We start from the raw sequence: 14,726 nt of genomic DNA, 5'->3' as shown, positions 1-14,726 counted from the left end.
GAGCCAAGTATATCACAGCAGAGATTGCCCTGCGAAGATGTTTAGAGAAGAGTAGGAGAAGGAAGAGTAATGGTAGGGGTAGGCAACGCTACCACAACCAGCACAACAGGAACCTGTTGCTCGCCCCCTGCTCCTTGCAGCAGAAGCGTTGTAGTATAGGTACCAGGGGGCAAGGTCGCAGTGGTAAACGAGACAGTGAAAAAGGCCCCGCTCTCCGTTGCCTGAACCTGTTCAGGAGAGACGGAGAGCCAGTTCACCTCAGGAGTCACATGTGCGTTTACCGTTACCGAGTTGCAGCCACTACTCAGCGCGATTGAGAGCGTCCGCGGCTCCACATTTGAGCCTTGATTGATCAAGAACGAGAGCGAACCGGGCTGCGGTGCTTGCAGCGTGCAAAGAGCCTGCACATTCAGCGAAACAGCGACGTTGAGCGCCGTTCCGACCGGCATTTCGGTTACGCTATCAACGGCGCTGAGCAGGATATTTCCTTGATAGGTACCCGCATCTAAACCGGTCGATGAAGCCGTGACATTCAAAACAGCGGCAGCATCAGGGCTCAGTTGCCCGCTGGACGGCGTAACAGAGAGCCACTTCCCGCTTGCCTGCGCGGTCCAGCGCAATGGATTGGCACAGCTTCCGGCTTCGCTCAGCGTCAGGGTCAGCGTTGTCGAGCCATTGGCCCCCTGCTCAAAGGCAATCGTAGAAGGTGTGGCGGTGATACTGCAAGGAGCCTGAACCTCAAAGCTGACCGGCACCGTCATCGCATCCTTGATGGCCTTCCCGGCCTGATCGGTTGCGGTAATGGTGATACTGTCCTCATACGTTCCGGGCTGCTCAATGGCGCTGGTGCTGGCACTGACGCGAATGCTTATAGACTGCCCGGCCTCTAACGTGCCCGAGGTCTGAGAAAGCGTCATCCAGACACCAGAACTGGCGCTGGCGTTCCAATGCAACACCCCGCCACCGGTATTGGTAATCGTCAACGGGACCGTTTCCGTGTTTCCTGCACCCCAGATTGCGCTGACCGCGATCTGCTGAGGTGATACCTCCATTGCAGGAGTCGAGCCCAGTCTGATCGTGAGTGTGACCGGAACCGCACGCGTTCCTGCCGCGGTGTGGAACAACAGCTCACCCTCATAGGTACCGGGCTGCATTCCCTTTGTGTTCACGCCAATACCAACCGTCTTATAATCCTTTGTCGAACCGCTGGCCCGATCAAACGTCAGCCATTTCGCGCTGCTGCTGATCTTCCAGTCAAGTGGGGCAGAACAGCCAGTAGAGCCACCCAACGTAAGCATCTGCTTTGCGGGCGCATCCTCATACAGAATGCTATCAAACGAGAGCAGTGCAGGATTGATCTCAAGGTTACAGCGCGGCAGAACCGTGACCGTCACATTAAGTACCTGTGGGGAGCCGGGTGGGTCCTCCGCTGCAATAAACCGTATTGTCCCGTGATAAGTCCCCGGAAGCAGCGTCGTGGTATTGACTGCCACTTTGAGTGACGCGCTTTCGCCACTATAGAGCGTACGTGTCTGCGGTGAAACACTCAACCAGTTCGCATCCGAGTGCGCGGTCCAGGAGAACGCCGACAGGCCAGCATTGCTGAGCGTGATCTGCTGAGGAGCCGGTGAGGGTCCGCCATCGGTAGCAGAGAACGAGAGGAGAACCGGAGACAGCTCCATCTTCCCGCTATTCGTGGTCGCGACAGGAAGCACCTCCATTTTGACGGGAAGCACCACGGTTCCGGCATTTGAGGTAAAGGTCAACTCTCCCTGATACTTGCCCGCCTCCAATTCAGAACGATCGACCGCAATTGTAATGCGTGCGCTCTGGCCGCTGGCGAACATCCCGCTACTCGGCGAGACAAGCAACCACTTTTGCTTGCTCTGTCCTTTCCAGGTAATCTGGCCGCCACCAGTATTCAGCAGTGAAATGGTACGCGTCGTGTTAGTCAGGGCATCCTCGGCCCCCATATCCAGCGTATCAACTGAGAGATTCAGGTGCGCAGGACCGGCGGAGCTCCCCTTACCAGACACAATAACCGGGAACGTCGCCATCTTATGCGTTTGCGCATCCTCGGCATTGACGACATGCGTTCCCCCCTTCCAATCGGACGTAATCACCACGGTGTCCGTGAAATTCCCCTGTGCATCGGCCTGAATCGTACTTTCGCCCGAAGTATCCACAAGCGGGATGTGGGTATCACGTGACAGAGCAATGCGCCCATTTGGCGTAAAACGTGTACCACGCAGGGTAATGGTTGCTCCAACCGCCACACGCCCGGGCGTGATCTGGAGCGTCAGCCCCCCGGGATCAGACGTGTTCGCAGTTCCCTGTCCCAATGCAATAAAGATCCCGAAAGCGCCTCCAAGCACCAGCATAATCATCAACACAAAGCTGATCCACGCGAACAGACCGGGACGGAAATGCTGGTACCAGTGCGGGCGAAACGGTCCTTTTTCAAAAGGCGCAGATGTTGGCCGTGGCGGATAAGTAGCCTGAGCCCGGTTCGGAGAAGGCTTCACCTCTTTATGCCACGTCCCGCCAATCGCCGAAATATCAATATTTGTATCGGGCAAGAGCGGATCATCTGCCAGGTATGCAGTGATACGGCGCTTTCCTGCTGATGTCTCTTCAGCACCGGGACGAGCAATAATCTCGATCGGGACTTCAGCAAGATCTGCCAGAGAGGCAATATCGTCCAGATGAAGCGTCGGAGCCTCCTCCAGTACGAAAGCCTCTTTTTGCCGCTCAACCTTTTCAATCTCGCTTCCGCAAACAAGGCAACGGCCCATCACAGCGGAGATCTCATTAGCGCAATGCGGACAATACGTTCCCACCATGAAGGAGGTATCTCCCTGCTTCCATAACATTCAAGCAAATATCTATTTCAATTTTTCATTACGCGGGAAATAGGCGTTTTCAACACATTTACAGTCTCATCACCCATTGTACGTGAGCACATTGAAACCTGTCAACATACATGCTCCATCTCTCTTTCTTTGTAGCGTGCATTGGTAGGGGTGTTTAGAGGAAGGCAGAAGAAAAGGAGGAAGCGGCATGAAGTAGCTTCCTCCCGAACCGTTCGCTATACAGCGACTTGTGTTGAACGCCCATAGGGCTTCTCAGGGTCAATCAACACATTAACGCAGGCAGGACGACCGGAGGCAAAAGCCCGCTCTAGAGCCGGACGAATATCTTGCGGACGCTCTACCAGCTCTCCATAACCACCAAGCGCCTCAACAAGCTTATCATACCGAATTCCCGGAGCCAGTTCCGCAGCCGTGGTATGCCCGATCAACGCCTTTTGAGGATGCTTGATCTGGCTCCATGCACCATCATTGCCGATCACGGTGACAACTGGCAAGCGTTGCCGGACCATACTTTCAAATTCCATACCATGAAAACCGAAAGCGCCATCGCCGTGGATAATCAGTACCTTTTCAGTGGGCCGTGCCAGTTGCGCCGCCATAGCATAGCCTGTGCCGGTGCCCAGACAGCCCATTGGGCCGGCATCCAGCCAGTAACCGGGACGCGATACCTGAATCACCCGGGCAGCATAGCTGACAATATCACCACCATCGCCAATCACGGTTGTTCGATCATCGAGGAAATCGCGAATCTCGCGGCAGAAGCGCAGCGGATGAATAGGGACGGCATCGGAGTTGAGCGCGGCGCTCTCACGTTCACGTGCCTGCTGTTCCTGTTCGCGCAGAGAAGCAAGCCATGTCCTCTGCTGTAAGGGGGTGATCGCTCCTGTCAGCTCCCACAGACTGAGCCCCACATCTCCCACCAGCCCCACATCAGCGCCCCGATTGACCCCGATATCTTCGCCCGCCAGATCAAGCCAGATAAAACGAGCGTCCCGCGGAATTAATGGCGGCTGCCCATGGTTCAGACGAAAGTCCATGCGCGTGCCAATCGCCACAATCAGGTCAGCGTTTTCCAGCGCCTTCCGTCGAACAGCATTGAAAAAGAGCGGATGGTCAGGAGGGAGGCAGCCACGTCCCGCGCCGTTCAGAAATACTGGAGCCTGTGCCTTTTCGGCAAAAGCGCGTAACTGGTCGGCGGCATCGCACCACCAGACCGCAGAACCTGCCATAATCACTGGCGTTTGCGCCTTTTCCAGCAGTGCCGCTGCACGCTCGATAGCGGCTTGCTCGGGCCTTGCACGACAGGCCGGTCGATACACTGCGGGATCACCTGAATCAATATAGGGCTCATTCTCAGTGTCAAATAGTCGATTGAGAACATTCATCGGCATTTCCAGAAACACGGGACCGGGTTTCCCGTTCACCATCTGTCGAAAGGCCGTCGCCACATACTCTCCGAGACGGGTGGTTTCATGGACCGTTCGCGCCCACTTGGTCATGGGGCGCAGAAAATCAAGCTGTGGCATCTCCTGTAACGCGCCGCGATCCCACGTATCAAGAGGAGCAGCGCCACCTATCACCAGCAGGGGAGTTCCAGCAAGAGCGGCATTGGCGATTCCGGTAACACCATTGGTCACGCCCGGGCCCGCCGTCAGGAGCGCCACCCCCGGCTTGCGTGTACACTTTGCCCACCCTTCCGCGGCATGCACCGCCGCTTGTTCATGCCGGGTATCCACCACTCGGATGCCTTCGCGCACACATCCATCATAGATGGCCGCGATATGCCCGCCGCTCAGGGTGAAGACGACCTCCACCCCCTCACGCTTTAAGGCTTTCGCCACAATCCAGCCCCCGTGCATGATTGCCATAGATCAGCTCCTTTCATCATTGAAAGCGTATAGCGCGAATCTGGCGATCTTCTCTTCTCTTTGACCATGATACCGCACGAGGCGAGACTTTGCGTGTTAGCGGGCTAACAATTCACAACAAGGACACCTTATCCCTTAGAAAACCCTCTTTGTCGCAATATTGCACACAGCCTGTCGTCTCTCTGGATTGTAATAGACAGTACGTCGATATAAAATGAGTAGTATACTGTTGTGCTAGGTCGCAATTTCAAAGGAGCTTTTTACTCAATGATTCGTGTTGCGATGATCAGTTTCTGGCATGTTCACGCCCAGGACTATGCCACTCAGGCGCAGAAACATCCCGATGTCGAAATTGTTGCAGCCTGGGACGAGCAACCGGAAAGAGGAAGACAATGGGCCGAGCGGCTCGGGGTCAAATTCTATGAGGATCTCGACGAACTCCTGTCTCAGCCCGACATTGACGGCGTCATTATTGATACGCCAACTACGATGCACCGTGAAGTAATGCTGGCCGCCGCTCGGGCCGGAAAGCACATCTTCACCGAAAAAGTGGTCGCAACTACCCTGCATGAGTGCAATGAGATTATCCAGGAAGTGGCTCGTGCTGGCGTCAAGCTCACCGTCTCACTGCCCCGGCTCTATGACGGCTATACCCGGGCGATTCTGGGTCTATTAGAACGCAACCTGATCGGTGAAATTACGCTGGTGCGCACTCGCCTTTCTCATAATGGCGCGATTCCCACAGAGCAAGCACCCAATGGCTGGCTGCCCGCGCACTTCTTTAGCAAAGAGCAGTGTGGAGGCGGAGCGCTGATTGATCTGGGCTGCCATCCGATGTATCTGGCACGCCTGTTCATGGGCCGCATGCCAGAGAGTGTCAGCGCCCACTATGGCTATGTTACCGGACGCGAGGTTGAAGATAACGCGGTCGCGACGCTGCACTATCCTGATGGGGCCATCGGCGTTGTAGAGGCTGGTTTTGTCAATCGCTTCTCCCCTTTCAGCATTGAAATTCATGGCACAGAGGGAAGCATCCTCTATGGCCTGCCCGAACGCGAGTTGCATGTGCGCAGCCCGAAGATTGAAGGCGGGAAGCACTGGGAGGTGATTACCAACCTACCGGAAGATCAGCCGCGCCCGTTCGCGCAATGGATCACCCATATCCAGGAAAATACAACCGCCACAGAGAATATCCAGATGGCGCTTGACCTGACTACGCTTATGGAGGCATCTAACCTCTCGGCGCAGCAGAAACGACCGATAGTATTAGACGAGCTGGCACGTTAACGAAGGGTTTCCAGATCCGGTGAACACTGCGAGTACCATCCGAAAAGAGCAGACTATGTATCCAGCGGGACGCAGTTCACAACCGCGCTCCTTCCTCTTTGCTCAGATGCAGGAAGAACCGGACGCGCTTGATAGACTTGACCTGCGTTTCCGTTGGGGCCGTTATGGCATCCAGGTACTCCGCTGCCATCTCATATCGTTTCCTGCTGGCTATGTCATCCCATATCACAAGCACCGGGATTATGAGTTCCACTTTATCCCACGAGGAAAAGGAGTCGTCTTTTTGCAGGAAGGCTCCTTTCCGCTGCATACAGGGATGTTCTATCTGACAGGGCCGCAGGTCCTGCATCAGCAGATATCAGACCAGCAAGACCCGATGTATGAGCTCTGTTTGCATGTCAACATTGTTCCGCTTGAAGCGGAGCATGGCCCGGAAACCCCCGAGGACTGGGGTAACCGGTGGGAAATGGCGGAGGCTGATGCGTGCATGCGACAACTCCAGGCAATGCCCGCCACGCCAACCCTGGACAGCTATAACGCGATGCACTGGTTTCTTACGGCCTATCAGGCATGGCAAGAGCGTGAGTTTGGAGCGTTTACGACCATTCGCCAGGCGATTATTCAGATTTTGCTTCGAGCTGCGCGGGTTCACCAGTCCCTTCAGCCGACGCTGCCCGCCCGCAACATGAACGCCTATCGCTACCAACTGGCAACGCAGTATATCCGCGATAACTACGCCAGCCCGCTGACACTGAAAGAGGTCGCGGACGAATTGCGCATCGGAAGTCGCCAGCTACAGCGAATAATTCGCGAGTATGCGAATGAGACCTTTAGCAGCTATCTGGAACACTATCGGCTGACCCAGGTCTGTCTATCGCTCACCCATACGGATCTGACCGTTAAGGAACTGGCCGCGCTTCATGGCTTCTCAAGCGGGAGCTATCTGCACTATGTGTTTAAGAAGCACTTGGGGGTGACACCCGCCCATTATCGAGAGCAACAGCGGCAAAAATAGATGAAATCAGGACACACAAAAAGGAATGCATCAACGCTTACAGGCTTGATCTTGAGAGGAGAACAGCATGACAGTTAAAATTGGCATCATTGGTTGTGGCGGAATTGCTACCCCGCACATCAACGGGTATAACAAGCTTCCTGACGCGCAGGTTACAGCAGTCTGTGACATCGTGGAAGAGAATGCTCGACGCTGTGCGGAACTGGCAGGCGGCGCGACCGTCTTCACGGATCTCAAGGAGATGCTGGACAAGGCCGACATCACAGCAGTGGACATCTGCCTTCCTCATCACCTGCACAAAGACGCGATTGTGGCAGCCGCCAACGCGGGCAAACATATTCTCTGCGAAAAGCCGCTCTGTCTCACTCTCGATGAGGCCGAAGCAGTGAAACGAGCGGTAGACGATAACGGGGTAACGCTGATGTGCGCTCACAATCAGCTTTTCCTGCCTGCGGTGCAATATGCCCGGCGGATGGTCGCGGGTGGCACATTGGGTGACGTCTATGAGATTCGCACCACCGATTCGTTCTACCATAGCTTTGATCCGAGCACAATTGGCTGGCGTGCCAACCGCGAGTTCATTGGTGGCGGCGAACTTATCGATACAGGCTACCACCCCACATACCTGTTACTCTATCTGGCAAACAGTAAGCCAGTTGAGGTCACCGCAATGCTAAGTAACCATCGCCTGCACTTTATGGACGGCGAAGACTCCGCTCAGGTGCTGGTCCGCTTTGAAAATGGCATTGTCGGTAACATCGTGACCAGTTGGGCCTATGAGCCAAGCGACAACACCGAGAAGTTCTCTATCGTCGCACAGCGCGGCTATGTCTACAGTCAGGGGAAAGACGTCACCTACAAAATGCGCATGAGCAATCCCCCTGAAACCATTACGGTCAAGCAGCCAACGATCAGCACCTTTGACGCGGAAATTGCTGATTTCGTAGACTGCTTGAAAGAGAACCGCCGCCCGATCAACAACGAGGAAGACGGAATCAACGTCTTGAAGATTATTCTCGGAGCCTATCGCTCGGCCAAAGAGAAGCGCACCATCGAGATCTAAGCAGAACGTTCAGGAGAGAAGGCGAAAAGCTCGTTTTCTCTCCCTCTATTCCAGGGTGATCGCCTCCTTGTAGACATGGCTCCCCTCTTCCTCACGAATCGGCTGCAAGGCATTGCCGCGAAAATAGCAGGCTTCAATCGTGGCGGTGCCACCCTCCCGAATGCAGATACCATCGTTTCCGCCATCATACAGCCAGCAGTTTTTGATCTCAGCGCTGCTCTCAAAGGCCACATCAATGCCCTTGTGCTGATTGGCATAAATCCGGCAAGCGGAAAGACTGGCGCTTCCTCCAGCATGCACCCGCAAACCGCACTGTTTCCCCTCGTAGAAACGGCTTTCCCGAGCAGTCAACTTGCCGCCCCAGCACACTCGTATCTCGTCTAAGGCGTGACCATAGACCTCGCAGTTCTCAATCACGCCTTCGCCTTGATCGCGTATCACGATCCCTGAAGCGCTCGCGTGCAGGCGGCTCCCCTTGATCTCTACCTTACCATCCAGCTCAGCAATTACATCGAGCAGATCGTTTTGAAAAAACTCGCAATTCTCAATCATGCAAAAGCTCTGCTCGCTGATCTCAATTCCATTTCCAGCGCACTCATGCACACGACAGTTTTTGAGTTCAAGGCCGGCATGCATCCAGATCGAGAGCCCTGCCTGCTCGTTCTGGTAGATGTCGCAATCCTCAAGCCGACCGCGAGCATAGTTATAGAGCACCACGCCCTTCCAGCCTCCGTTATGGACTTTACAGCGTCGCAGCACAACTCTGGCATCCTGCCCCTCCACCTCCAGCGCGGTATACACTGTGGCGGAGAGATCACAATATTCCAGATGCAACACGCCCTGACCCACCTCTATAGCTGCCTCGCTGGCCTCGCCTCGAATGGTCAGGTTTTTGACCGTCGCCCGGGACGTGCGCATACGAATACAGCTTGTATATTGATTTGAGAGGATCACCTGCTCTGCTATGCCCTCGCCAACAAGCTCCACCTCCTTGTTCAATACAAGCGCTTCCTGATAGATACCGGGCCTGATACAGATCCGGGTTCCGGCGCTGACACTGGCAAGCGCCTCCTGAATACTTTGAAAGTCTCCACTCCCATCTTTTGCGACAACGACCCGAGGGCGTGCCACAGACAGCGGTGCGTATGCCGGAAGTGGTCCTGCTCTCATCCCGGCCTGCATCATCAGCCGTTCACATTCCTGCCTGACCTCCTGCATGCTGGCCGGTCGATCCTCTTGCCGAACCGAAACCATCCAGACAATGAGATATTCCAGGCCCCGCCAGCGAGATGACAAATGTAAGGGCGGGAACCGGAAAGGCTCTTCGCTTGGATCACGCCCGCTGAGCAGGTGATGTAATGTTGCGCCAAGCCCATAAATATCGGCCTGGGGGCCCGTCTGTGCTTTGCCATATTGTTCAGGAGCCGCGTAACCGGGAGAACCAAGCGCGATGGTATCCCTGGCCTGGTCGGTCTTGAAGAGACGCGCAATGCCAAAATCAATCAGATAGAGATGACCATCCGCGGTCAACATAATATTTGCTGGCTTGACATCACGAAAAATAATGGGAGGCTGCTGACTGTGCAGGTAGCCAAGAACCGTGCTGAGCTGGATCGCGAGGGGGAGAACGGTTTCCGGAGGGAGCTTTCGATCAGGCATACGACTCAAATATTTTTCAAGCGTCTCGCCCTCGATATAGTCCATCACCAGGAACCAGTGACCCTGTTCCTCAAAATGATCATAGATCCGGGGTAAGTTGGGATGCATCAGTCCAGCCAGCAACGTTGCTTCCTGTTTAAAGGCATCGGCGGCCAGACGAATTTCACGCGTGTCGGTTCCCTGTCCCTGGGAACACATTTCCTTGATCGCTCTCCATGCGTTACTGAGCACAAGATCACGCGCCTTGTAGACGGCTGCGAACCCGCCCTCTCCCAGTTTCCCCTCAAGCTGATAGCGCTGCTTCAGTACAAAGCCCTGCGGCAGAGCGCCTGCCAGAGAAAGAGTCGGGGTAACATAGAGAGATTGGTGACAGGTTTCACAAAAGCGAGCATTGACCCGTTGTACCGTGGCACCACAATGCGGGCAAAATCGTACCTGTTGCATTCCTTGCTCCATTGGGACGGTTATTCCAGTGGTGGTTTTCTCCATTGTAGCTTTACCGATCCTGTATTACAAGTGTTTCGCGCAGCGTTCTCGCCCCCAAAAAAGAAGCATTGAGCAAAGGAGACCAGAGAAGGTATAATATGAAGAACTCAGCAACGGTCACAGGGGAAACCTTCCAGACGTTCTCAGCATGAATGTGCCCGGAACATAAAAAGAGATCGATTCTGTTTTTCTCAACGAACCCTTTTCCCCACCACTATGATTCATCGAAGAGGAGAAACCCATGTCCGAAGAGAGCAACCCGGCGGAGGCATACCCCGCATGAAAAAGCTCTTTCGCTCACGGACGATGCGCCCGTGGATCAAATACGGTCTCCCACCAGCCTCGATTCTTGTCAGCGTGCTGGTGATGCAGCTCCTTTTTCGCTCATGGTTTGTGGCCCTGAGTATTATGGGTATACTCCTATTGCATGAGCTCGGTCATTTGATCGTGCTCTGGTTGAAGCGCATCCCGACACGCGGCCCCTTCTTTATCCCGCTACTTGGCGCGTTTGTGGCGATTCCCCCGATACGCAAGGCGGAGGATGTAGCACTCATCGCGCTCTCTGGTCCCTTTTTTGGTGGTCTGGGAGCCGCTTTTTGTTACGCAATGGCGATGTATGCCAGTTCACAGGATTGTCCCACGCAGTTCTTTTTCCCGTCTGATCCGCTCGATCTACACCTATGCTTTCTCTTCGGGCATGCGCGTATGTGGCTGGTGCTCTCCTATGTCGGCTTTTATCTCAATCTCTTGAATTTGCTCCCGCTTCAGCCGCTGGATGGCGGGCGTGTGGCCCCGATTCTCTGGCGCTGGTCATTCGTGCTCGGGTTACCACTGGGGCTGATCCTACTCAAGGATACCTTTAACCTCTCGTCGCCCTTGCTGATCGCGTTCAGCCTGCTGACGCTCCTGCTCCTGTTGATCAGCGTCACGATGACGATTGTCAGTTTTCGCAAGCCCCAACTTCCACTTGACCCGATTTCGGTCAAGCAACGGCTGCTGATCGCCTGTATTTATCTGCTACTCGCCGTCGCGTTAGGGTATGGATGGTGGACCACATCCTCACTGCTGAACTATATCAATCAGGTTCTCCCCTAGTCATCCGCCATAGAGCAGGGGAGAATATTCACGCTCAGGCGAATCGTTTGCGGGGTAATACAGCGCTTTCCATTCGCTCTCCAGAATGGCATATTCCAGCGTATCCCACCAGCGCCCGCGCATCCACTCGTTTTCGCGCAAATGCCCCTCCCGCTTCATGCCGATTCGTTCAAGGACATGAGCGGAAGCCAGATTTTCCGCGATACACTGCGCACAAATACGATGGAAGCGCAATTCCTCAAAGCCGAACCGCAGCAATTCACGGGCAGCCTCGGTGGCATAGCCTCTTCCCCAATAGCGGCTATCCAGCTCATAGCCAATATTCGCCTCCCAGGGCTGCTGCATATTCGTGCGAATCCCACAATTGCCGATGAGCTGTCCATCCAGTTCCATCGCGAACTGAAAGCGTAAACGAGGGCGCTCACGTTGCCAGCTCAGGAACATATTGACAAAACTGCGCACATCCGCCTCTGTCCGCTCTGTCCAGGGGGTGTAGCGCAAATATAACGGGTGGGCCTGGTAACGAAGCACGGCTCGCCAATCGGACCGCACAAATTCACGTAATACCAGGCGCTCAGTGTGTAGCAACATACCTTCCTACTCGATCCCCAGATCCCAGGCCTGTTGTAAGTCGGCTTTTGAATAGCATTGAAAGGCAGTCAGAGTGTGCGTCTTGAGAATAGCCGTTATCTGCGGCATTCGACCGGTCACTACAGTCGCCAGATCTTCATAGCGCGGCACACGAACGATCGCAACAAGATCGTACTCTCCAGTCACCGAATACACTTCAGATACCCCTTCTATCTCCAGCAACCGCTGCGCCGTCTCATTGACCTCCCCTCGCTGCACATTCATCAAAACGATTGCACTGACCATAGCAGATCCTCCGTGATAGAAACGAAAAAGAAAACACCCTTATCTGATGCCATACAAAAACACTGATACATGGATACTGCTTCTCTCCTCGGGCGTTTCTGGCATCATCTCCATGCAGTACTGTATCACGTGGATACCAATCGAGGCAAGATGAAGCACAGCAAAAGCGACCTCGAAGGAAACGAATATGTTGGCGCTCAAGCGCGATATGCAAACCAACAACTCCAATCAAACGTATTAATGATTGTACGATACAATACGCCAGTAAGGCCGCTGAATCTCACTCGGGTTATAGTGCGTATACCGTTCTAACAGGAGTTTCACATCAACCCGTTTCTTTCCAAATATACTACTCTATCTCTCTTTTTAGTTCAATCAAGGTAAAAGCCGCTCCCTCTCTTGCTACCGATGCCCAATTAGTTGTACAAATAAAGGGGGACACAAAAGGAGGCTACTTTATCATGGTTGACACATCGTTACCTCGTACAATGCAAAATGTTACAACCTTCCTACAGGAGGCGTCCTGCATGCTCTCGCCGGAACACTTCTCTTTCGGTGTCGAAGAAGAATACCAGATCATCGATCCTCTGACGCGTGACATGAGTTCACAGGCTGAACCGGTGATCCAGGAAGCTAAAAAGATCCTGGGCAATGATGTTCAGTTTGAAATTCATCTCTCGCAGATAGAGATTGCCACACCTATCTGTTCCACGCTGAATGAGGCAAAGCAACACCTCGTTCGCTTGCGTAAAGGAGTGATCGATGCAGCCTCTCGGTTTGATTGTCGTATCGCCTCATCGGGCTCACATCCCTTCTCTCACTGGTCCCGACAGATGATTACGCCACAGGAGCGTTACCTTGCGCTCGAACGCGACTTCCAGCAGATTGCCCGCGAGCAATCTATTCTCGGCTGTCATATTCATGTTGGCATCCCGAATCGACGTATTGGCATACAGGTGATGAACCATGCCCGTATCTGGCTGGCGAGCTTGCTGGCAATCAGTGCCAGTTCACCGTTTTGGTGGGGGACAGATACCGGTTATGACAGCTTTCGCTCTACCCAGTGGTCCCGCTGGCCACAATCAGGACCCCCGCAGATTTTCTCCTCGCTTGAAGAATATGAGTCCCTGCTTCAGTCCCTCGTCAAAACAAACTGCATCACCGATCCAACAAAGATTTATTGGGATATGCGCCTTTCCGAGCGCTTTCCTACAATTGAGATCCGTGTTGCCGATGTCTGCCTGACCATTAACGAGGCGATTATGCTGGCAGGGATGGCTCGTGCTCTGCTTCATACCTGCTATCAAAAAGTCCTGAACAATGAGCCATTCTTCCCGGCCCGTCAGGAACTCCTGCGTGTCGCCCACTGGCGTGCGGCTCGCTATGGGTTAGATGCCGAACTTGTTGACCTTGAAACAGAAGAAGCTGTCCCCGCCTACCAACTGGTTGAAAAACTCCTTGCCAGGATTCGTCCTTCACTTGAACTCTTTGGAGATTGGGATGCCGTCACGCGACAGGTGGAAAAGGTCCTACGAGAAGGAAATGGCGCAAAACGGCAGCGACGCGTCTATCAGCGCAATCACCACCTTGAAGCGGTTGTTGACTACATTATAGAGCAAACAGCCATCGATATCGTCTAGAGTATTTCATTGTCCCGGTAGCACCGTGGCCCTCTGTTGACCGGAGAACAGCCACGCACGAATGCAGACACAGGGAACGATGAAAGCAGCATAGAGCATGCACTACCATCCATAGTCAGTCGCTTCTTGGCGACGGCAGCGATGCTCGCCGCAGTAGCAGTAGAGAGTATTTGTAGAGAAGCACGTGCTCTGTTTGGAGTACGCTCTGAGCACTCTATCCAAGCACTCCAGCCAGGTATTCTTAACAAGATACAACTCTATGGCTGCTGCCGGGCGCAGCGCTGTGGGCCTGTCAAAGAACCGACGTCCGTAAGAATGCCAACCGGGTAAGGAGAAAAGCCAGAATCACACATGCACAAAGTCATCATCGAGCAGGAGGGAGCATCGTTCGCCAGGGGCTCACCGCCGTTCGTCTGACCGCTGGCTCCCAACCGGCCTCACCAAAAAGAACCGAGCCATCCCACTGCGGATTCTTTTGCAGGTAGCAATAGCGTACCTGCCAGTGTTGCCCGATCTGTTTCTTTTCTCTATACGCCGTCTCAACATTCAGATGAAATGAAAGCAACTGAGCATAATATGGCTGAAGCAATTCTTCCATTGGATCAGTATTGAGATCATGTTCCATAAAGGCTGCTTGCAGATCAAATGCATAGGGAAAGTCACTGACCTCCGGGTCTCGCTCCTCTTTCTCGGTTTCATGCAGCAGAATCAGCATGCCAAGCACCTCAAACTGACAATAGGGCGCGCCATCAAAGACGCTCTCAGTAAAAGGTGGCAAAGAGAGCACATCCCGTATCTCAGAGGCGAGTTGACGAAGGCTTTTTGCCGTTTTGATGCAAATTTGAAATGACATCGCGTGTGGCT

12 protein-coding genes are annotated in these 14,726 nt (G+C 54.0%); 6 read left to right on the top strand and 6 right to left on the bottom strand.

Annotated features, from left to right (window positions below):
- Positions 1-41 precede the first annotated feature (41 nt).
- Together KTH_RS23545 and KTH_RS23540 are read right to left on the bottom strand one after the other, a co-directional pair.
- The gene (locus KTH_RS23545) at positions 42-2,843 is read right to left on the bottom strand and encodes a BACON domain-containing protein (protein WP_497621358.1); all 2,802 of its coding nucleotides are present in this window, start codon (positions 2,841-2,843) and stop codon (positions 42-44) included.
- 245 nt (positions 2,844-3,088) lie between these two features.
- The gene (locus KTH_RS23540; RefSeq protein ID WP_497621356.1) at positions 3,089-4,741 is read right to left on the bottom strand and encodes an acetolactate synthase; all 1,653 of its coding nucleotides are present in this window, start codon (positions 4,739-4,741) and stop codon (positions 3,089-3,091) included.
- A gap of 267 nt (positions 4,742-5,008) precedes the next feature.
- On the opposite strand from KTH_RS23540, the gene KTH_RS23535 reads away from it, so the two are divergent.
- The 3 genes from KTH_RS23535 to KTH_RS23525 all read left to right on the top strand — a co-directional run bounded on the left by KTH_RS23535 (position 5,009) and on the right by KTH_RS23525 (position 8,106).
- Positions 5,009-6,028, top strand: coding sequence for a Gfo/Idh/MocA family protein (locus KTH_RS23535; RefSeq protein ID WP_111324483.1), 1,020 nt, complete (start codon positions 5,009-5,011; stop codon positions 6,026-6,028).
- Positions 6,029-6,047: 19 nt separating this feature from the next.
- The gene (locus KTH_RS23530; RefSeq protein WP_249033470.1) at positions 6,048-7,043 is read left to right on the top strand and encodes a helix-turn-helix transcriptional regulator; all 996 of its coding nucleotides are present in this window, start codon (positions 6,048-6,050) and stop codon (positions 7,041-7,043) included.
- 67 nt (positions 7,044-7,110) lie between these two features.
- Positions 7,111-8,106: a Gfo/Idh/MocA family protein gene (locus KTH_RS23525; RefSeq protein WP_497621353.1), complete on the top strand. Its 996-nt coding sequence runs from the start codon at positions 7,111-7,113 to the stop codon at positions 8,104-8,106.
- A 45-nt stretch (positions 8,107-8,151) separates the two neighbouring features.
- Here the strand turns inward: KTH_RS23525 and KTH_RS23520 are convergent, their stop codons facing one another.
- Positions 8,152-10,209: a pectinesterase family protein gene (locus KTH_RS23520; RefSeq protein WP_497621351.1), complete on the bottom strand. Its 2,058-nt coding sequence runs from the start codon at positions 10,207-10,209 to the stop codon at positions 8,152-8,154.
- A 321-nt stretch (positions 10,210-10,530) separates the two neighbouring features.
- Here KTH_RS23520 and KTH_RS23515 point away from each other — a divergent pair, with 321 nt between their 5' ends.
- On the top strand, positions 10,531-11,346 hold the full coding sequence (locus KTH_RS23515) for a site-2 protease family protein (protein ID WP_111324479.1): 816 nt from the start codon (positions 10,531-10,533) through the stop codon (positions 11,344-11,346).
- Here the strand turns inward: KTH_RS23515 and KTH_RS23510 are convergent, their stop codons facing one another.
- On the bottom strand, positions 11,347-11,937 hold the full coding sequence (locus KTH_RS23510) for a GNAT family N-acetyltransferase (protein WP_111324478.1): 591 nt from the start codon (positions 11,935-11,937) through the stop codon (positions 11,347-11,349).
- Positions 11,938-11,943: 6 nt separating this feature from the next.
- Positions 11,944-12,222, bottom strand: a complete 279-nt coding sequence (locus KTH_RS23505; protein WP_111324477.1) for an Lrp/AsnC family transcriptional regulator — start codon at positions 12,220-12,222, stop codon at positions 11,944-11,946.
- Positions 12,223-12,291: 69 nt separating this feature from the next.
- On the opposite strand from KTH_RS23505, the gene KTH_RS23500 reads away from it, so the two are divergent.
- Both KTH_RS23500 and KTH_RS23495 read left to right on the top strand, forming a co-directional pair.
- Positions 12,292-12,534, top strand: coding sequence for a hypothetical protein (locus KTH_RS23500; RefSeq protein ID WP_497621349.1), 243 nt, complete (start codon positions 12,292-12,294; stop codon positions 12,532-12,534).
- Positions 12,535-12,683: 149 nt separating this feature from the next.
- A complete protein-coding gene (locus KTH_RS23495) occupies positions 12,684-13,862 on the top strand; it encodes a carboxylate-amine ligase (RefSeq protein WP_497621347.1) in 1,179 nt (392 codons plus the stop codon).
- Positions 13,863-14,226: 364 nt separating this feature from the next.
- Here the strand turns inward: KTH_RS23495 and KTH_RS23490 are convergent, their stop codons facing one another.
- Positions 14,227-14,715 (bottom strand): hypothetical protein, encoded by a 489-nt coding sequence (locus KTH_RS23490; protein ID WP_111324476.1) that lies wholly within the window; start codon positions 14,713-14,715, stop codon positions 14,227-14,229.
- Between the last annotated feature and the right edge of the window lie 11 nt (positions 14,716-14,726).

This window comes from Thermosporothrix sp. COM3 (genome assembly GCF_059696735.1).
The sequence above is the reverse complement of the archived record's forward strand: the minus strand, read 5'-3'. Positions and strand labels throughout refer to the sequence as shown.